The sequence below is a fragment of the Phytohabitans sp. LJ34 genome (assembly GCF_052068095.1).
Taxonomy (GTDB): Bacteria; Actinomycetota; Actinomycetes; order Mycobacteriales; family Micromonosporaceae; genus Phytohabitans.
Genome location: NZ_JBQHDG010000015.1, coordinates 234,604 through 255,378 on the forward strand (window position 1 = coordinate 234,604; position 20,775 = coordinate 255,378).

The 20,775-nt window shown below is 68.5% G+C and carries 9 protein-coding genes; 2 read left to right on the forward strand and 7 right to left on the reverse strand.

Annotated elements, in window-relative coordinates; all coding sequences use genetic code 11:
* The first annotated feature begins 98 nt into the window (after positions 1-98).
* Positions 99-500, forward strand: a complete 402-nt coding sequence (locus ACTMTJ_RS26470) for a hypothetical protein (RefSeq protein WP_441220500.1) — start codon at positions 99-101, stop codon at positions 498-500.
* 280 nt (positions 501-780) lie between these two features.
* Positions 781-2,703, forward strand: coding sequence for a UvrD-helicase domain-containing protein (locus ACTMTJ_RS26475; protein ID WP_441220502.1), 1,923 nt, complete (start codon positions 781-783; stop codon positions 2,701-2,703).
* On the opposite strand, the gene ACTMTJ_RS26480 is transcribed toward ACTMTJ_RS26475, so the two are convergent.
* The 7 genes from ACTMTJ_RS26480 to ACTMTJ_RS26510 are packed head-to-tail and all read right to left on the reverse strand — an operon-like array spanning position 2,669 to position 20,207.
* Positions 2,669-3,172: a hypothetical protein gene (locus tag ACTMTJ_RS26480; RefSeq protein ID WP_441220504.1), complete on the reverse strand. Its 504-nt coding sequence runs from the start codon at positions 3,170-3,172 to the stop codon at positions 2,669-2,671. The genes ACTMTJ_RS26475 and ACTMTJ_RS26480 overlap by 35 nt on opposite strands.
* A 25-nt stretch (positions 3,173-3,197) precedes the next feature.
* Positions 3,198-4,922 carry an AIPR family protein gene (locus ACTMTJ_RS26485; protein ID WP_441220506.1) on the reverse strand — a complete coding sequence of 575 codons (1,725 nt, stop codon included), beginning with the start codon at positions 4,920-4,922 and terminating at the stop codon, positions 3,198-3,200.
* Positions 4,923-4,959: 37 nt separating this feature from the next.
* Positions 4,960-6,132: an McrC family protein gene (locus ACTMTJ_RS26490; protein ID WP_441220507.1), complete on the reverse strand. Its 1,173-nt coding sequence runs from the start codon at positions 6,130-6,132 to the stop codon at positions 4,960-4,962.
* The gene (locus ACTMTJ_RS26495) at positions 6,129-8,225 is read right to left on the reverse strand and encodes an McrB family protein (protein ID WP_441220509.1); all 2,097 of its coding nucleotides are present in this window, start codon (positions 8,223-8,225) and stop codon (positions 6,129-6,131) included. Before ACTMTJ_RS26495 ends, ACTMTJ_RS26490 begins: the two co-directional genes overlap by 4 nt.
* Positions 8,222-12,211 carry an Eco57I restriction-modification methylase domain-containing protein gene (locus tag ACTMTJ_RS26500; RefSeq protein ID WP_441220510.1) on the reverse strand — a complete coding sequence of 1,330 codons (3,990 nt, stop codon included), beginning with the start codon at positions 12,209-12,211 and terminating at the stop codon, positions 8,222-8,224. The genes ACTMTJ_RS26495 and ACTMTJ_RS26500 overlap by 4 nt, the downstream gene beginning before the upstream one ends.
* A complete protein-coding gene (locus ACTMTJ_RS26505) occupies positions 12,208-15,051 on the reverse strand; it encodes a helicase-related protein (RefSeq protein ID WP_441220512.1) in 2,844 nt (947 codons plus the stop codon). Before ACTMTJ_RS26505 ends, ACTMTJ_RS26500 begins: the two co-directional genes overlap by 4 nt.
* A complete protein-coding gene (locus tag ACTMTJ_RS26510; protein WP_441220514.1) occupies positions 15,048-20,207 on the reverse strand; it encodes a DEAD/DEAH box helicase in 5,160 nt (1,719 codons plus the stop codon). The genes ACTMTJ_RS26505 and ACTMTJ_RS26510 overlap by 4 nt, the downstream gene beginning before the upstream one ends.
* Between the last annotated feature and the right edge of the window lie 568 nt (positions 20,208-20,775).

The following is a 20,775-nucleotide window of genomic DNA, read 5'->3' on the forward strand; positions in this document are numbered from 1 at the left end:
GCGCGGATCAGTCCGCCGAGGTCCCGCAGGCTTGACATCTGCGTAGAGGAGATTCAGCATGGAGACGCTGTAAGTTCTTAGAGTTCTTTGGAGGGCACGTGGCCACCGTAGATATCGACGACACCACCGATCAGTACTTGGAGTTCGCCGCGAACGTCGGCGGGGTCACCAAGGGCCAGATCGTCGCCCAACTCGTCGCCGCGGCCAGAACCAGGGTGGAGCCTCCGGCGGGGCCCAAGAGGAGCAACCAGAACGGGGTGGCGATACACGCGGACTACGACGGCCACCGCACCCGGGCCCGGTTCATCCCCGGCCCAGGCCGCATCGAGATCACGGACGGACCGCTCGCCGGCACCACATTCCGCACCCCCAGCGAAGCCGCACGAGCGGTTGTCGGCCACTACAAGCCCGCCGTCTCCCCACATAGGAATGGCTGGGTGTTCTGGTTCGTCACCGCGAACGGAGAGCCGCTACAAAGCATCCGCCACAGTCGTCCGTGACGCCGCTCGATAGGCTTTGTCAGCGCGCCCTGCAATCCTCCGCTACGAAAGGCTCGCGCCCATGACGTACGATCACCGCTATACGTCGACGTACATGGATTGTGTGCAGCGCTATCAAAACCGCTCCGACGTCCTTGCTGCGCTGTCGCAAACCCTTACGGAGCTTGCCCGGCAGCCGTTCGGTAACCCCCGCCTTCAGACGCACGCGGTCAAGAAAGCCCAGCCGAACACCTTCACGTCGTACGTCACGAACCAAGGGCACCGGCTTATCTGGCGCCGGGTGGGAAACGTCATCGTCCTGCTGCTCTTCGGAGAGCACGACGCGGTATATCGCCGGGCCGAGCGGTTACGGCTGGAGATCGATGACCGGCAGAACATCCTGCGGGTCGTCGATGAAGACCCAGGCACCGGCGAGCAGTTGCCATACAGCCAGCGCCGCGCCGATGAAGGCCGGCTGTTCATGGCGTGGAACGACGCCGAATTGGGCGGCTTCGGCTTCGAGGCGCAGGAGATCGCCGTACTGCGGCGGCTCAACACCGACCAGGATCTGGTGTCCCTGGACAGCCGGATGCGGCCCGACGCATGGCAATGCGCGATGAACCTGGCGATGTACGGCACGCCGAGCGGCGAGCAGGTCACGCCGGACGAGGTGGTTGTAGAACCTGAACCGGTCGAGGTGCCGCCGACCGAGCCGGTTGACGAGCGGATCTCGGCCGCCCTGCAGGAGCGCAGCACCAGCCCGGAGTTCATCCCGGTCGACGCCGACGATCTCGCCTCCGTGCTCGCGAGGCCGATCGAGGATTGGATGGTCTACCTCGATCCCGACCAGCAGGGGCTCGTCGACCGTTCGTTCAGCGGTCCGGCCAGGATCCGCGGCGCCGCCGGCACCGGCAAGACGGTCGTGGCGCTGCACCGGGCACGGGCACTGGCCAGCCTCGGCCGTAAGGTCCTGGTCACGACGTACGTCCGCAACCTCCCCGAGGTGTATCAGCAGATATTCGCGCGGTTCGCCCCGGCCGAGCGGCCGATGGTCGAGTTCGCCAACGTCCACCGCTGGGCTCTTCGCTACCTGCACCGCCATCGGGTGCCCATCCAGGTCGATCCCAAGGGTGCCGATCGGGCCTGGCGCGCAGCGTGTCAACAGGTGATCGCCAAAGGCTCGCCGCTCCGGCGGGCCGGCCTCAGCCCGGCGTACCTGCACGAGGAGGTCGAATGGGTGATCCGCGGCCGGGCCCTCGCAAACCTTGACGCCTACCTCGGCCTGGAACGCACCGGCCGCGGCACGCCACTGTCGAAGGAGCTGCGGGGTGAGGTGTGGCGGCTGGCCGAGCGCTACACGGCCGAGCTGGCCGACCGCGGCGTCTCCGACTTCAGCGATGTGCTGCTGCGGGCACATCGGGTGGTGACAGAACGAGGTGGGCAGCCGGAGTACGACGCCGTCATCGTTGACGAGGCACAGGACCTGACAGAGGCCGCGCTCAGGCTGGTCTACGCGATCGTCGGCGACCGGCCCAACGGCCTGCTCCTCGTCGGCGACGGCCAGCAGTCCATCTACCCCGGCGGCTTCAACCTGGCCACCGCCGGTATCCAGGTACGCGGGCGCTCGTACGTGCTAAGCCGCAACTACCGCAACACCAGTCAGGTGTACTCCTTCGCCCAAGCGGTGCTGGACGGCCGGGGCATCAACGAGGGCGGCGACACGCCCGCGCCCGAGATGCGCTCCGTCGAGCTGTCGCGGATCGGCCCGGCGCCTACCCTGGCCGGCGCGCCCACGGTCGATGAGCACGATCTCGCCCTGGCGGCCGCCGTGGAGGCGGCGGTCGATGCCGGCACCAGCATCGGCGACCTGGCGGTGCTGGTGCCGACCAACGCACTGGCCGAGCGGTACACCGAGTTGATCGGCTCGCTCGGGCTGCCCACGCAGCCGCTGAACGACTACGACGGCACGCCGAACTCGTTCGCCAAGGTCGGCACGTACCAGCGCGCCAAGGGCCTGGAGTTCAAGCAGGTATTCCTGCCTCGGCTGGACGCCGACGGGCTGCGGGAGGCGCGGCGCGCCGACGAGGACGACGACGCGTACGCCGAGCGGCTCGCGCTGCTGCGACGCCAACTCTTCGTGGCCATGACCCGCGCCCGCGACGCGGTCTGGATCGGTTGGGTAGGCGAGCCTACTTCGCTGCTGCCGCGACCCGCGGGTACGTAGCGAGCGCCTCCCGGCGGCGCTGAAGCAGCGGTGCGAGCTGCTCGTTGATCAGGTCGACATCGGGCTGCGGAAGCTGGAGCAGGGCCCGGCGCAGGTACACGCTCCACGCCTCCGGCTTAGGAAAAGCGGCGAGCCGGCCGACGAGCGGTTGCAGCGCGACGCCGCCCGGATACGGCACCAGGCCGTCGATGCGCAGGTCGCATCCGGAGTGGAAGCTGCGCCCGGCTATCTCCAGCGGTTCGTCCAGCGCCCGGACGGTGCTCCGCACCGTAGCGCTGCCGATCACGCGACCGCGGTCGCGCGTCGGGTTGCCCCATGCGCCGCGGGTGGCGTAGAGCAACAGCCGGTCGTCCACCGCGAGGGCAGCCACCTCGGCGCGCGGTGTCGCGGGAAACGCCATCCGCTGCTCGCGCAGCACCCACGCGATCGCGTCCCGGTCACCGAGGATCAGCAGGTACGAACGGCTCACGCCCATACCGTAACGCCCGGCCTGGTCAGGTCCGCGGCAACGCGAGGACCTCTTTGCGTACGCGGTCGGCGAAGCGCTGGGTCCGGACCAGCTCGCCGAGCGGCGCCCCTTGCGCCTCTTCCTGCGCGGCGGCCTGTATCACGGCCAGTAGCCGGTTAACCAGGTCCTCGGCCCGCAGCGGGTTCCACACGACCTCCAGGACGCGCCGGCACTCCTCGGCCGCCTTCCTCGGCCGGGGATCGAGCCGGCCTGCCCCGAGCAGGTACGTCTTAACGGCCGCGAGCAGGTGATAGCGGGTGGGCGCGTACACCCTGGGCAGCTTGCCGTTGCGGAAGAGCCACTCCAGCCGGTAGTACGTCGAGGCGGCCGCATAATAGACGATCGGCGCGTGGTTGGGCTGGAAGAGCTCGGCGCCGCGGGCTTGCTTGAGTTCGGTGTAGTGCCCGATCCGCGCCGGCTCGTCCAGGAACATCGCCGCGTACGCCCGGATGAGCTGGCCACGCGTGATGATCCGGGTCTTCTCCACCTGTTGGTGGGCGCTGTACTGCCGGGACCGCCGCTCGTAGAAGAGCCGCTTGCGCTCCGGCTGGGCGGTAAAGAATTCCTCCAGGTCCTTCTGGAACTGCTCTCGCGCGGCCAGGTCCTCGTCGGACACCGCGGTCTGCCGGTTGGTCGCGGCGATGATCCCTCCGATGACATCCTCGTCGCGCGACTCCACCAGCCGGATGTTGACGTACACGCCGTCGGTGAGGGCCTCCCGCTCGTCGAAGAGGACGTGGCACGTCTGGCAGCCGTTGACGATCTGGAAATCGCGGATCCGGAAGTCGTCGCCGGCCGTGGTCAGTTCGCGGGTCACGATCGTGATGCCGTTGTTGAGCACGGCGAACCGGTCCCGGCGATCGCCATCCTGCAGGGTGGCCCGGATCTCCTGATTGACGGCGTTGTAGTCCTGGAAGTCGCGCACGTTTTCGTAGAACAGCGTCTTGCGGATGCCGCCGGTCGAGTCGGTCAGTAACCGCGAGACCAGCTCCCGGGCCGGCAGCACGCCGAGAAACGCCTGCTCGACGCCAGGAATCCGGGGCAGCGTGATCCGCTTGGCCAGGGTGAAGCTGGCCGAGACCGCCTCGGTGGCCCGCTTGTACAGCTCGCGCAGCTCGCGCGCGCCGACCGGCAGGATGTCCACGTCCTCGAACCGGTTGGTCGCGTCGAGCGCCGTGGCGGCGCTGCTCCGCTTCTGGTCGAGCAGGTCGTTGCCGACCGTGCCGGTGGACACATAGCGCACCGACAGCCGCGGCAGGCCACGGCTCAGCTTGCCGACATCGGAGTAGATGGCGTCGATGCACGACCGCAGGTTCAGCACATCCTCGCTCGCCGGGTAGGCGATGCTGCCGGCCGTGAACAGGTGGATCAGGTTATCGGCGAGGTCGGTGAAGACCTTCGCCTCGAAGCCGGCGGTCGTCTTGGCCTGCACGATGACAAACCGGACGTCGAGCTGCCTGGCCTGCTCGACGGCGTCGCGTACTTCGGCCGGGTCGCGCAGGAGGTCGCCGTTGACCACGATGGCGTACGTGTCGATGCCGAAGTCGTTGCCACCGCCGGTGCGGAAGCGATCCGGGTCGAACTCGTCCTCGTAGAAGGAGCTGAGCACGCAGAAGCCGGCGAACGCCTCGAACGCTTCGTCGTCGCGCAACGACGTGAGACCGCGATCGGTCTGGAACTGCTTGGTCAGACCTTGGATGATCAGATCCACCGCTACTCCAGTGATGTGTTCGGCAGGTGACCGTTCGTCACGATAGCGTGCTGCCGGCAATCTCGTCGGCCAGCTCCTCCACCTGTGCGACGAGCGCCGCGGGCGGCGATGACAGGTCCAGGGCGTGGCAGACGATCTCGATGGCGGCGTTGCGAACCGCGTGGCGGATCGGCGGATGATCGCCGATGACGTAGACGAGGTGGCCCCGAGACAAGCCGTACACCGTGCAGTAGGCGAGCATCTGGTACGCGTCGTCGGCCGGGGTGTACGCCTTGTACTTCGCGTCGACCACGGCGACCACCCGCCCGTCACGTCGCCAGACGATGTCCGGCCGGAGGTCGATGCGACCACCTCGGTCGAGATGGTCCGTGACCTGCGTGGTGACCGCTCCGCCGTGACGGCCTTCCATGCTGCGGCGCAGCGCCGACGCGAGGAAGCCCTCGAACACCCGCCACATGTCGAGCAGGAACCCGTTACTGACCACGCCGCCGACACCGGCATCGACCGAGCTGCCGGCGAGCACCAGTTCGGCGAGCCGCAGCGCCACCTGGTATCGGGCGTTGAGCCGGGTCGGCCGCCACGCGGGCACCGGGACGCCGGGCGGCAGCCGGGTGACTTCGGCGAGGCGGTTGGCGTGGTGGCGCATCATCCGCCGCGACTCGGCGTCAACCCCGGGCACGCGGAGCATCCGCTCCGCCGCGGTGGCGAGGATCCGGTTCTCGACGATGTCCACCGTGTACTCGTCGTGCCGGATCTCCAGTGGCAGCGGCAGGCCGAGCCGGCGGCCGAGCTGGGCCGACTCGCGCAGCCGTCCGCGCAGGACCGGAGAACTCTCTTCGACGACGCGGTAGCCCTGCAGCATCCCGCCTCGTAGCGCCCGCTCAGTCTGCCGCCACAGAGTGGCGGCAAGCGCCGGGATCAGCTCCGGATGTGGGGGTACGCCGAGAGTCTGCTCGTGCCACGCGCCGGGGTTCCGGGCGTACCCGAGCAGGAATAGCAGCCTGCCGACCTCGACCTTCGGCTCGATGCGTAGCTCCAGGTCCCCGATCCGGGCCGCCCCCACCTTGCGATCGGCGCGGACCAGCCAGGTGTCGGCCCCGGGTCCGGGGCGGACCTCGACCACGCCGGAGGCGGCGAGTCGCCGAGCCTGTTCGGCGGTCAACGGCGCCGCGCTGGCCGGCCCGGCCTCCCGCAGCCGCAAGAGGGTCACGAGGATGCCATCGCCGCCCGCAGCGCCGCCAGGCCGTACGTCGCCTCAACGTCGATGTCGTCGGCGTAGTGGTGCTCGACCAGCATTGGCAGGATGTCGTGCCGCCAGATCCGGTCCAAGCCGTCTGGCTCTGTGTACGCCGACTCGCGCATGAGATAGGACGGACCGATCGCATAATCGGCGTCGCGTAGCCGCGCGTTGAGCGCGTCGAGCAGGACGGCGGAGTCAGAGTCGATCTTGCGGTCGTCGAGCCAGCGCGCCAGCAGTCCGTCGACCGGCGGCTTGCTCGGGTGCATCTCGACGAAGGCGAACCGGCGGCGCATCGCGGCGTCGACGAGCGCGATCGAGCGGTCGGCCGTGTTCATCGTCCCGATCAGATACAGGTTCTCCGGCAGGGTGAAGTCCTCCTGCGAATACTGCAACCGCATCCGCTCGTCGCGGTACTCCAGCAGGAAGTACAGTTCGCCGAAGATCTTCGCTAGGTTGCCCCGGTTGATCTCGTCGATGACCAGGATGTACGCGGTCGTCGGGTGCTCGCGCGCCTCGTCGGCGAGCCGCCGGAAGGCGCCTGGTCGCAGCTCGAACTCCAGCTTGCCGTCTACGGTGGACTTCGGCCGGAAGCCCTCGAAGAAGTCCTCGTACGTGTACGACGGGTGGAACTGGACGAGCTGCACCGCGTGTGGCTCGGTCAGGTGTGCGGCCAGCTTCCGCGCGACGTAGGTCTTGCCAGTGCCCGGCGGCCCGTACAGGATGATCTGCCGCCGCTCGGCGAGCAGCGCCGTCACGCCGTCGAGCCAGGCGCGCCCGTCCATCAGGAGGTCCTCGACGAGCTTGTCCGTCACCTCGCCCAGGCGGGCCTTCGGCTCGGTGAGCGTGGTAGGCGTATCGGTGAGGTAGGAGTCGTACAGCTGGTCGAGGATGGCGAGGGCCTCGGTGAGGTCGACGACGTCGTCCTGGCTCTTCGCTAGCGTTGTCAGCGGCGCCGGCAGCTCGTCCAGTCGAAGCGGTGCGCTCAGGTTGAGCCAGCGCACCGCCCGCCGCAGCCCAGTCCGGCGGTCGAGCGGCTCGGCGAACGTAGCCGGGCCGGCAACCAGTCCGAGGAAGACCGCGCCGCGGTGCACAGTGACCAGGTAGTCATCGGTACGCATCCGGCGCAGGAAGATGGCGAACTCCTCGGTCAGCTTCTCTCGCACCGAGTAGCCCTTGTGCCGGTACGCCTCCGCGACAAGCTCGCGCAACTGCTGCTCGTCCGCACCGGCGGCGGTGGCCGGCAGTTGCGAGGCGGCCAGCGACACCCATCCCTCGTCAAGCCAGGCTGGCACGACGTCGACGCCGTCAACGTTGGTCCCGCGCACCAGCCAGGCACGTCGGCCGGCGCTCTCGCTCTCGGCGTCAGGCGGCTCGCCGACCTCCGCTTCAAAGTAGTCGGCCGTGAGGTGCTGCTCCTGGCTGGCAAGGGGCGGTTGGTCCTCCGAAAACTCGACGCCCTCACTCCTCAGTCGTTCGCACAGGTCGTCGCCGCGATAGCTCCAGTACTGATGCATGGCGTTCGGCACCTGGCCGTTGGCGTAGAGCACCCGGTGCGAATTCGGCAGGGCGACCGAGGCCAGCAGGTCGGCAAGCTCGTCCGCATCTCCGCCGACCAGGTCCGCAAGGTCGTCGTGCGACGTCCAAGTCCCCTCTGGCACCTGGGCCAGCGCGCTTCCTATGACGTCGATCTTCCCTGCATACCTGGCGCGCGCGGCCTTCCGACGGTTGTCGACCTGCCGGTATTGGCGGCCAACCTCCTGTACCAGCTCTTCGGGCGTTGACCAGGCCCGGAGTGCCTCCAGCCCCGCCGCGGTGATCCACCACTGGCTATTGCGCTTGACCATCCAGCCGATCGTCGCCGCCATGCTGCTGAGGAAGTTGACGTCGACCTTCCAACGGTCACCGCCGCTCTTGACCTTGCCACGCTCGAAGTCGGTCAGCTCGACCCGCTCGGCGATTGCGGCCAGTACCGCCTGGTTCGACATCCGTCCGCGGTCGGGCGCCTCGGCGAGCACCTCCAGGCATGTGCGCAGCAGGAGTCCGGACCGTATCGGCTGTGTCATGTCTCTGGCCTGTGACGAGGGCCCTGACCGGGCGGCGGATCTAGGGGCGACCGATACGCTTCTCCGGTCCGCGCTGCGGTTGCCATCGCGTCGCAGCGCTCCAGGATCAGGCGCTTGGTCCGATACTCGCTGTGCCGCGCCTCATCCTTCTCCCGGGCCACCTTGAACGTGTCCATGATGTAGTCCACGTCGTCGCGCTCGATGCCGTAGAGGTGGAAGTAGGCGGCGTCGAGTTCGGCGCGCATCACCTCGCGACGAGCCGGATCCCAGCGGAACGGCGGCCCGCCGTCGCCCAGGTCACGGGCGTAGCCCACAAGGTCGTACGCCGTGTAGCTCAACTCCAGCACCCGTGGCGTGATCCAGGCGTCGAGCGTCGCCCGATGATCCCAAGCCGCTCGCTCGTCATACCGCTCCGGCGGCAGCACCGCCAGCTGCCGAATCAGGTAGTACTTCAACGACGTGCCTGCATACTTCTGTCGCACAACGTAGTCGAGCACGAACGCGGCGAGATTTCCCTGGAGACAGGAAGCTCGGTACATGGGCAGCGCGAGAAGAAACTTATCGCCGACCGCGGCACGGGGGATCGCGGTTGCGATCAAGGTCCGTTCGTCGGCGCTGCGGCAGATGTCGCGCCATCCAAGCAGCCAGTCGTGGTTCCACCGGCTACCGAGCCGCTGCTCAACCTCGTCCTCAGCAACCCAGTAACGCGGGATCGGCAGGTTGCCCGGATCGTCATGGCCCGTATCGTCAAGCCGAGGCAGCGTGCCCTTGTTGAGCTGCTCCTGTGTGGCGCCGGTGTAGGTGGAGAACCGGTGGTCGAAGTGATGGGTCATCTTCGCCTCATACAGCGGCAGCATTTGCTCCTTGCCGTGCACAAAGACGTTGCCCCGCGGCCTCCACCCGCCCGCAGTGAGTTGGTCTGCGGTCGCGAACAGACCAGAGTCGGCGGCCATATCAAACATCCGTAGGAACGACAGACCCCACGGGTTCCCGTTGGCGCTCCCTTCCCGCCACAGCACTGGCGCCCTGCTGTAGATGCCGAGCACGATCTCCGCATCGCGGCGAGAAAAGAAGACCGGGCACGTGCCCGTGTTCGGGTTAAGCTGCGTAATCTCCTCCGGCGTCAGGCGGTAGGCGCGAGCCAGAATCTGGTTGGCCTGCCGGACCCGGAACACGAGTGATACGTGTCGCGAGCGGCGCTGGGAACCACCGAGCGTCAGCAACGCGAATCGGAACTGATTGTGAACCGTGGGGAAGACCTTGTCCTCGTTCTCGAAGTCGTAGAGCGCGGCCAGGCTCTTGCGCACCACCAGGTCCTTGAAGAACTCCTGCGTGGTCGCATCAGTGGCGATTCCGGTCGGCAGGATCATGCCGTTCTGGCCACGACCATCGATCACCGTACGGCCGGTCTCCGCGAACACCGAGTACGTGTTGATGTCGCCGCGGCCGGTCAGCGGGTACCGGCCCGAGGAACGCAGCAGGTGGCTGACTCCGTCCGCCTCCCGCAGTGCCCCTCGGAACTCCGCCGCGAGCGCGTGCTTGGCTGGCTCTTCGCTGCGGAACAACGCCTGGATCATCTTCTTGCGCGCCGCCGCGTTCGAAGCGCCCGCGATCTCCGGATCCCGAGCCGCGAAGAACTCCTGCTCCTGGAGCTTCACCCGGTCCCAGGGCGGGTTGCCGCCGACGCACGAGAACCCACCAGACCATCCGGTCGCCGGATCGACTTCGCCGCCCTCCGGTACCCGGAAGATGTGTGGAAACTCCAGGTGCCAGTGGAAGAACCGGTACTGCCGAGCGAGGTCGTCCACCGTAGACAAATGTGACTCGTCGCCGGCTACGATCCGCTCCAGCACCGACTGGGTGATCGCGCTGGTACGCGTATCCTTCGTCTTCTCCTGTACGAAGGCAGCGCACCAGGCGTCCGCGACCCGCCGAGCCTGGCGTCGCTCCTGCTCCAGCGCCGCCGCCCGCTTGGCCTGCACATGCACGTCGGCGAGCGACCGCGGCTCCGCCCGGATGATGTCCAGCGTTTCCTCAGCCAGCGACTCGTTGCTCACCGGGATCGACTCCAGGCCAAACAGGTCACCCTGGCCCGCACGCTCCACGGCGTTCTGCTTGCGCAGCGAGGTCACGACCTGCTTGTCGTCGCCCTCCAGCGGAGCGAAGGCAGCGTCCGGGATGCCGTCGGCCAGCAGGCCAGGCGTGACACCGAGCAGCGAGTTACCGACCCGGATGTTGGCGTCCAGATAGGACAGCGGGTGGCCCGGCTCCATCGCCTCAAGCCACAGCGACACCTTGGCCAGCTCGGCGGCCATCTCGTTGACGTCGACGCCGTAGATGCACCGGCCGACCACCTGGTGCATCATCGCCCGTACCGCGGCCGGAGCCGGCTCGACTTCGTCGGTGTGCTCACCAGCCAGCCGCTTGGCGATGCGCCGGGCCGCCGCGATCAGGAAATGGCCCGACCCACAGGCCGGGTCGCAGACCGTGACGTCGAGCAACGCAGCGATCCGCTCCTCCCTGGTCGGCAGCGCCTGCGCCTCGTCCAGCAGCGGGTCGAGCGCCGAGTCGAGCAGGCACTCGACCAACGACGAAGGCGTGTAGTAGGAGCCGGTGGTCTTGCGCTCGTTGCCGGCCAGCTTCTCCAGGTGAAACCGGCGCCCGGCGGGATCCCACCGCGGCCGCATCTCCAGCAGCGATTCGTATACGCTGCCCAGTTCCTCGGCGCCCAGGTGCTCGAAGTCCACCCTGCGCCGGCCGCCACCGCGCACGCTCATCACCGCGAGCGCTTCGACGGCGCGCAGCAGCGCGGAGTTGGTCAGCCGCGCGCCGCGCAGTGGTTCGTCGAGCGGGCCGTCCTCAAAGAGGCCACCGATCCCGGGTAGGCCGAGCTGGGGCCGTCCCTCCTCGGCGCCGAGGATGTCGAAGAGGAGCTGCACCGCCTCCCACAGGTCGCCGTGACGCGAGTGCCGGCGCCGGACGGCGAGATCCCGCAACCGGCGGCCGGAGAAGTATGTGTTGTAGCGGGCCACGGCCGCCGGCTCGGCGTCGGGATCGAGGAGCACGCCGCGGTCCTCGGCGACGAACCAGAACAGCAGCCGGTACGCCAGCCGCAGCAATGCCCGCTGGAAGTCCATGAGGTCGAGCTCGTTGCGGTCGATTGCACCGCGGAGACCTGGGTTCGACGGATGGTCGAGGAACCCGGTGCCCAGGATCTCCAGGGCGGTCGTGACGCCGCCGGCCATCGTGGCCAGGGCCCGTTCGCCCTGCTGCGCCCCGTAGGTGCGCCACGCCTCGAACAGGCATGACGGCGGGCCGATCTCCGGGTCGCGGATCGCCAGCCTGGAGGCGTGCGCGACGCGGTACAGCAGGACGAAGTCTGGGAATAGGTCTCCATCGAAGATGGCTTCGAGATCGAACTCGATGTAGGCGGAGGCAACCAGGCTGGTCGAGTCGCGCAGCAGCCGGAGCCGCTGCCCGTTGGACAGCGCCGCCAACACGTACCGGTCATCATGGTTGAGCAACTGCTGGAGCATCGAGTGCGGGGCGGCGCCGGCCGCGCCGCGCATGCCCGGCGTCCGCCGGTCCAGGTCGACGCCCCAGCCGAGCAGGTGAATGGGCACGGCCTGCCACTGGTGGCTGACCGGAAAGCTCTTGTCCTCGGCGACGATCCCGCCGGACAGCGGCTCGATCCCGTCGTACCCGAGCTTGCGCAGCAGCACGAGCAGCCAACGTTCGCGGGTGAGGCGGGCCGGCGCTGAATTGCCGGCGCGGTCACGGTGTTTGGCGAAGTCGCGCCAGACCTCTTTCAGGTACGCGAACGCAGAACTCGCCTCGCGCCGCACGGATTCGCCCGCCTGCAAGCCGTACGAGGCAGGGTCTGCGCCGGGCAGCTCGGCGTCGCCCTCGCCGATGCGCTGGAGGAGAGTGCCGGGCAGCAGGCCACCGGCGACCGACACCGCCGGATACGAGGAGGTGCTCGTCATGACGCCACCTCCGGCAGGTAGACGTAGACGCCGAGGATGTCCGCGGGTTTCTGGGCGGTGACTGTGATCTGGCGCCGGGCGCGTTGGCCTGCGGCCTCGCGTACCCGGATATGTGATGCCCGAAGCCGCGCGGCCATTTCGTCGGCCGCGGTATCAAGGTGGTCGGAGACCGCGCCGAGCGCGTCGATGATCCGCTCCAGTTGCGCCTCGGCCTGGTCCGGTGCGACGTTGCCGGTGGGCACCGCATCGACTAGCGGGGCCACGTCCTCGTCGGCGAGCCAGTCGGCGGCCGTGGGCGCACCTCGGAAGGCGAGGATGCGGGCTTCCTCCGCGACCATGCGGCGAGGCTCGCCATCGTGGCTTGCCGATCGGGGCAGTGTCAGGTGCAGCCGAAACCGCACGAGCAGTAGGGTGGTCCGCTTGGCCACCGCCGACGTCCGCATGACGCCGGCTCGCCGTGCGGGCCGCAGCTCGGCCGGCACCGTGTCGTCGAGCGCGCTCTCCAGGACGTACCGGGCCAGCGCGGTCACGTGTGGGTCGGTGCGGTCGAGGTGCGTCTCGTGCGGCGGGACCGGTAGGTCTTCGTGGAATGGGAGCGGCTTGCGGTGGCCGGTCGGGAAGCTGTCCTGGACGGCGAGCGGGAGTCCGGCGGTGGTCGCCGTGAACCCGAATGGCGTGTCGACGACATCCGCGCCGAGTGCGGCGAGGCAGTCGCGGGTGAACTCGGCCACCTCCCGCGGTGCCCCCAGGCTGGCCCGGATCTCGGCGAGCTCCGTGGCCACCTCGGCCGGCTGCATCGCCCGCTGGGCGAACTTCGTGCGGGACTCCTTCTCCTTGGCCGCCGCGCTCTCCCAATCAGCGTGCAGGTCGTGGCGGCGCTTCGGCGCCAGCTCCTCGATCATCAACTGCTCCGGTACGTCGGGCGCAGCCAGCAGTTCCTCGACGATCGCATCGAGCACCTCGTCGCTGCGGTCGGGTACCGGCACGGAGACACCCAGCGCCTTGCGGATCTGCTCGTGCTTGCGCAGCAGCACCTTCAGCACGATTTCGTCGATCCGGTTGTCGGCTCCGAAAATTGCAACCGCGCGTACCTTCGGCGCCCGCTGACCGAACCGGTCGACCCGGCCCTCGCGCTGCTCGTGCCGGGTCGGGTTCCAGGCCAGGTCGTAGTGCACCACGGCCTGGAAGCTGTCCTGAAGGTTCACGCCCTCGGAGAGGCAGTCGGTGGCGATGAGCACGGGCGGGCGGTTTCCCTCGGCGGTCAGTTCGTCGATGCGCTTGCGCCGCTCGTCTGGCGGCAGCGCCCCGGTCACGTATCCGACCTCGGCGTGCCGGCCGAGTGCCTTGGTGAGCCGCTGCGCGACGTACTCGGCGGTGTGCAGGTATCGGCAGAACACGACCGGGCTGAAGCCCTCGCGGAGCAGCGCCTTGACCTCCTTGACCAGCAGGTCGAGCTTGGCATCGCCGCCGTCGGCCAGCTGCTCGGCGCGCCGGGCGAAGGCCAGCAGGCGGCGTCGTTCTGGACTGCCGCCGTCGTCGGTGTCTGCGCCCGGCGCCAGGTCGACCGATTCGTATGTCTCCTCGTCGGGCAGGTCGAAGACCGCGGCCCGGCCCAGCGCATCCGCCTCAGCCTCGTCGGTGGCATCGGCGTTGGCGGCCCGGGTACGCAACGTCGCTGCCGCGGCTGCGGGCGACGAGGCCATCGCGCGCAGCAGGGCAAGAGCCGACCAGTAGCGGACCCGTTGGCGCAGCCGCCCGCCGATCGGGTCACGGACGGTCTGCCGGGCGTACGCGACGACGTCGTCGAACAGGCTCTTGTAGTCGCCGGCCAGCCGGTACGACACCTCCTTGGTCTCGCGGTCGGCCGGGAACGGAGTGTCCTCCAGGAACCCGCGGATGTCGACCCGCCGACGCTGCACGAAGTGCTGCGCAAGCAGTCCGCGACCATCGGCACGGTTGATGTCCACCGTGGACAGATTTGGGTCGAGCAGGCCGAGGAGGTTGCGGAAGGCGCCCTCCTTGCCGCTGTGCGGAGTGGCGGTCGCCAGCACCAGATGTCGGTCGGGCCGCTCGGCGAGCTTGCGGACCAGCTCGTAGCGCAGCATCCGGGACCTACCGCCGGCGCCGGTGTCATCAACCACACAACCGTGCGCCTCGTCGACGATGACCAGGTTAGGGCAACTGCGGAGGAACTGCTCGCGCTGACCCGGGCGCTTGATGAAGTCGGTGGAGATCACCACGTGGCGGTACCGATCGAAGATGGACTCGGTGCCGAGGAGGTTGCGCTCCAGCCGGCGCACCGTGCCGGGGAGCACCAACTCGGTCGGCATGGCGAACTTGCTGGCCAACTCCTCCTGCCACTGCTCGGCGAGGGCAGGACTGCACAGCACGGCGAGCCCGTCGGCATCGCCCTGGGCCAGCAGTTCGGCGGCGATCAGGGCGGACTCGATTGTCTTGCCGATGCCGACGTCGTCGGCGATCAGCAGCCGCACCGTCTCCTGCCTGAGCGCCATCAGCAGCGGCACGAGCTGGTACGGCCGGGGCTCGACGGCGAGCGAAGCGAGCGACCGAAACGGCCCGCCGGTCGACCGGAAGCCGATCCGCAACGCGGTGCGCAGCAGCCCGGCCCGGGAGGCGTTGCCCGCGTCGGCAGGATCGGGGGGCGGGAACGTCGCCGAGCGCACCTGCTCCAGCTCCGGAATCACCGCCGCCCGCTCATCGTCGGCGCCGCCCAGCGGGCGCAGTACCAGGAGATCGTCGCTCGACTCGGGCAGCACGACCCATTCGCGGCCGCGCGCCTCCACCAGCGTCCCGGCCTGGAACGTTGCCGCCACCGTCATCGTGCTGCCCCCCGATGCTGACCGAAGACGCTTGGATGCTTGTCCGCCGCAGCTTGCCACTCGCCGGCGATCACCCGGACCACGCCCCACCCGTCGTTGTACATGCTCTCCTCAGCGGCTTCGTCCCGACCCGGACCGGGCGGCTGCGCGGGCTCGTCCACGAAGACGCCGACCGCCTGACTGCGGTACACAAGGTCTGGGACAGCGGCGCCGCCAAGGATCTTCTCGTGTAGGCCGTCCGGCCGCCGGTAGCTGTTGGCGTCGAGCCAAGCCACGAAGTCAGCGACCGCGCCGCTTTCGGTTGCCTGGCCCGCTACGGACGCGGGCGCGGCGTTCGGCGAGCTTGCGAGCCGTGCCGGCGAACTCTGCGGCTGGGCGACCGCTCCGGCGAGCGACCGCAGCAGTCCCGCGATCCGGTGCCGGTCGATCATGGCGTGGTACGGCTGGTTCGTGTACGACAGCAGGCAGTCGTAGCACGCGAGCACGCACCGAGTTTGCTGGTCGGCCCCATCGGCCAGGTTGTTGCCGCGGTCCTCTCCGGTCTGCGGGTCGAAGTGGGCGATGTCCAGCGCCCTGGCCGCCACCTCGGCTACCTTGTCCGGTTCGTCGACCAGTCGCCGCAACACACCGGCCCCGCCCTCCGCACTCTCGATGAACAGCATCCGGCCGTGACGATCCGGGTCCGGCAGCAGCTCGCTGGTGAGTTCCGAGTCCTCGAGCTGGAACGTCGCCTCGATGCCCCGCTCCAGGGCGAAAAGCAGGCTCGTGGCCGTTTCGTTGTCGACCTTTTCGGCTAGGCGAAGCACCAGCACGTTGCGGCGGTCCTCCACGTACGGGATCACCCGCTGCTTGAGCTTCACCCCATCGGCGCCGCCGAGGTCCTCCTCGTCGGATGTGGTCGCCTCCGCCTTGCTCTCCGACAACCATTCCCCGGTCACCGTGTCGACCCAGAACCCGCGAATGTCCTTGTTCTTACGGCGGCTCAGGCCGAGGTTCGCCCGGCGCACCGTCGCGGCGTCGCCGTACAACAGGGTCGCGAGCGTCGGTCCCTCGGCCGAGCGGACGGTCACCGCGAGCCGGCCCGGACGGTTGCCGTGGTCGGCGAACCGGTAGGAGGTCTCGATCTGGAACCCGGCCCGCCGGCGTTCCTCCTCGTCGGAGGAGATGCGCTCCCGGCGCTGGGTGCGCACGGTGTGCAACCGCAACAGGTTGCCGACCGCACGCCCGAGCTGCTCGCCGCAGCCGTCGCACACGTCGACGCCGACGACGTCGTCGTGCAGGTACCCGCACGCCTCGCACCGCCGCGCCGAGGCGGTCAACACACCCTCCTGGCCGGGCGTTGCCGGCGGAAGCTGCACGCTGCGGACCATGTAGCGGGCGCCCTCGTGGTAGATCAATGCACCCGGACCGAACTCACTGATGCCGATGAACCGCGGGCGGTGGATGTAGTCGCCGTCGCGCCGCCCGACCAACCCGGGCACGTACGCGGCAAGTGGGAGGCGCGGGAACGAATACCCCGGCAGGAAGCCCTCAGCGGCCAGATACCGGTACGTGTAGAAGTCCGTCTGCGAGTCGTCGGAGTCTTCGTTGCGCAGCAACGTCAGTTGTACCCGCGCGTCCCGAGCCCGGCGGTGCGCCTCATCGCGAGCCTTCGCCGAGACGTTCGTGTCCACCGCGCGCCGGTTCTGGATCTCGTACTCGGTCAGGGCCGTACGGTAGAGCGTGCGCCAGCGCTCGAAGGCGTCGTCAAACGTCGCCGGTGCGGCGCGGATGACATCGGTGATCCATCCCCTTCGCCACCATGGTGATTCCGCCAGCTCGGCGGCGAGTTTCCCGCCGAGCACGCTCGTCGCCCGTTCAATCGCGCGATCCTGAGCGCTCCCGTCACGCGCAGCCGCGGCCACCTCTCGCTTCAGTTTGAGGCTCGGGTGCTCGCCGCCCGTCTCGACGATGTCCGCAACAGACCCCGGCAGCTCCTGTCCGGTCTCGGCCAGCCAGATCGCCTGTACGTGTGACCGCACGAGATCCTCGTTGGCAAGGTCCAGCCTTGGCGGGACGACCGCGCCGCCCACCATCTCGGTGGCCCGGCGGAAGTAGTACTGGTCGTGGGCGCTGCCGGTCGAGCAGTAGGTGACGACCAGGGCCGGCTGGCCCGAACGGCCCGCACGGCCCGCGCGCTGCGCATAGTTGGCGGGTGTCGGTGGCACGTTCCGCAACGCGACCGCGTTGAGCGCGTTGATGTCGACGCCCAGCTCCATCGTGGGCGAGCAGACCAGCAGCGGGAGGTCGCCGTCGCGGAAGTCACGCTCGCGTTCCTGCCGATCCTCCGGCGGTACCTGCGCTGTGTGCTCTTTGGCTTGCAGACCGGTCAAGAGGTGGGCGGTGTCGCGGTACAGGTCCCGGAAGAACCTGTTCACCCGCGCTCCCGCCTCGCCGCTGAGCACCTTGCGGACCCGATCCTCGGCGCCGACCTCGCCGGCACCAACCCGCCAGATCAACGCCGACGACCGCAGCCGGTACCCGCCGATCAGATCGTCGTCGTCGGGCGGCGCGGCCTCGGTCACCTGGCCCCCGTCTACCAGCACGGCCAGCAGGTCCCGGATCACATCCTGTGCGTCAGCCGGGCCGCAGGGTTGCCCGAGCCGCCGGTACTGGGCGACCAGGTACTTGCCCAGCGCACCCCGCCCGGACAGATGGAGGTGGTACCGGGGACGGCCGCGACCGCTCGGCTTGGGAAACGCGATGCCGGCGACGACAGCACGTTCGCGTACGCCAAGCGCCCACGGCTCGGTCAGATGCTGCGCCGACAGCCGCCGGATCTCGTCGAAGCCGTCTTCGGTCAGGCACCGAACATCGATCGCGAGGTTACGACGCAATTCGTCGAGCAGCGTCGAGGCGACCTCGTACCGATGTCCCGGCTCGGCGTCGCGCAGCAGGTAGTGGGTGCCGGACCAGGATGACTCATCGGCCGCAACCTCACGCAGGTCGCGGTACTCGATCCGCAGCAGGCCGGTCTGTTCGAGGTTGGGCATAGTCACCCGCCAGCCACGCTCAAGATCGAGATACAGCCGGTAGTTGACCACTTCGCGCAGGGCACGCCATGCCTCGTCACGCAGGCTGTACTTTGCGGCCGGGTTGCTCGCGAAGTCGGGCATGTCGAGGCCAAGCGCCTCGGTGACGTGTTGGGCTATCCGCTCGTGGCTGAGGCCGTCCACTTCGGCGTGCAGGGCTCGGTACAGCGCACCGCGGAGCTGAACCACCTGAACGAAGTCGTTGAAATGGCCAGCCTGCAGCGCGGCGTCCTGCCGGTTGTCGACGAAGGCGAGCAGCTTGCGCGACTGGCGGGTCAGCTCGGGTTGGGCGCGCAAGGCCCGTACTGCACTCGCGCCAACGACCGACAGCGCCGAACTCCGTCCTTCCGTGGACAACTTGGCGAGCTGCGCGAAATCCTGCCCGCGGTTGCGCTCGTACGAGACTCGGCATCGCAGGCAGAACCGGAACGGCGTGGTGATCCAGGCGGCCGGAGTGCCTCGGCCCGGCGAAGCCTCCGTGCCCACACTGTCCACATGCAACGGCTCCGGCAGGTACTTCTCCTTGCCTGGCGTCAGCAGGATCTGGTTTTCGTCGCCGAGCAGCGTCCAGGAGTACGGCAGCCGGCCGTCGCTCAGCGCGATGTCGAAGCTCTCCGGCCACGGCTGGTCATCGCTGATGTAGAGGTAGCCGGACGTGTCATCGAGCGCGTCGAAGTCTTCGCGCGCTTCGAATCCGGTCGCGGTGCGCCGAGCGATCAGGTACTCCTGGCCACACTCCCGGCAGAAGGCGAGCGGCAGGAGGATCTTCCGCTCGGTGTCGTCGCTGTCCGGTGAGACGATCTGCTTCCGGCTGGTGAGATACCGCTTCGCCGGCGACTCGATGGTGGCGTAGACGTTGTCGCCCTTGGATAGGAACTGGTGCAGCCGGAAGGCGAAGACTGGCCGGCCGATCTCTGGATCCATCACCCGAGCGCCGGTACGCAGTACCGCTTCGATAGCGGCGCTACACTCGCTGGCCGGCCGCTCCGTGGTGGCCGCCAGGCTTCCGGCCGCCTCCGACACCGTGAGCGGTCTGCGACGGCGGATCAGCCGCATCGTCGCCGGTTCTTCTTCGAGCCCGAACGCGGTCTCCACCCAGCGGGCAAGCGCGTCGGTGCGGAACTCCTCGAACGTGCACGCTGTCTCCCCCACAGCGGCCCAATGCCGCAAGCGGTCCGCCAGCTCGCCCGTCGCTGGTGCCCGCTCCTCGGTTATCCGGCGTAGCGACTCGCCGATGACATGCTCCGGAAGGAGTGTCGTGCCGAACAGGCGGGTGGCCACCCGTGCCACCTCGGCCCGCTGGTCGGCGACTGAGCCCTTCGAGGTCATCGTGGCGGATGTGCCGACACATTGCAGGGCAGGCGCCTCGCAGGCGTCCCGGGTACGGCGGACCAGGAATGCGACGTCCGCGCCCTGCCGGCCTCGATAGGTGTGCAACTCGTCGAGTACCAGGAACCACAGCCCTCGGGCAGCCTTGATCAGGCGCTGCCGCTCGCGATGCCGGGTGAGGACCAGCTCCAGCATCACGTAGTTGGTCAGCAGGATGTCCGGCGGATCCGACATGATTCGCCGGCGCTCGTCGCGGTCCTCCTGTCCGGTGTACCGGTCGAAACGAACCAGCGGTGCGCCATCCGGAAAGCCCCACTGGAGGAACTTCTCCAACTCGTGCTTCTGGCTGTTGGCGAGCGCGTTCATTGGGTAGACGATGATCGCTTTGACGCCGGGCTGATAACTGCCGTCGGCCTTGGCTCGCAACACCCGGTCGACAACCGGTACGAGGTAGGACAGGCTCTTGCCCGAACCGGTGCCGGTAGTGAGTACGTAGCTGGCTCCGGTGGCGGCGGTTTCGATGGCCTCCCGCTGGTGTTGGTGGAACCTCAGCGGCTGGCCCGAGTCGCTGGCGTGCTGCTTTATGCGGAAGATGCGTGCGCAGTCAGGATGCAGCACGCCCTCGGCGACGAGGTCCTCGACGGTCCCGCCGGATGCGAAGCTCGGGTTCAGCGACAACCACGGGTCGGGCCACTGGTGCCCAAGTGCGGCGAGTCGATCGACGTGCTCCTTGATGCGGGCATCCCGGACGTCCACGAAGCTGGATGTGAACTCCCGGTAGTCTGCGATCAACTGTTGCCGGACCCCGAAGACATCCATGTATGTCCCGTCCTCCGTGGCGAGCCACTCAACCGTCCGATTAGATCACCGCAGCTACGGAGCGATAAGGGTACAGGCGCCCTCCGTGCGCCGACCGCTCGTCCGGTGTCGGTGGCTATTCGTACTAGCTTTTCCAGATACAGGATATTACGGACGGTCCCCCGGGGCCCGCGGCTCGGCTGGGTTGGCGGAAGGAGTCGACAGACCACGATACGAATTGGCTGACACGCGACGAGGCCGGCGACGGGAGGGACGAATGACGCCGGAGAGGTCTGGAAGAAGACCGAGCGTCGCAGAACTTGGCGCAGCGTGGATCACGGCGATTGCCACGATGATCGGATCGCTGGTCGCCGGTTTCTTGTCGTTCAAGCCGCGAAGCCTCGAACTCCACCGCGGTCCCGGCCGAAAAGCAGCGCACCGGCGAGCGGCGACGCGCCGCGGACGCCGGCGGTCACGCACTCGACAAACCCCACTGCTGCGGCAGGCAGCAGGCTGACGCAGTTCA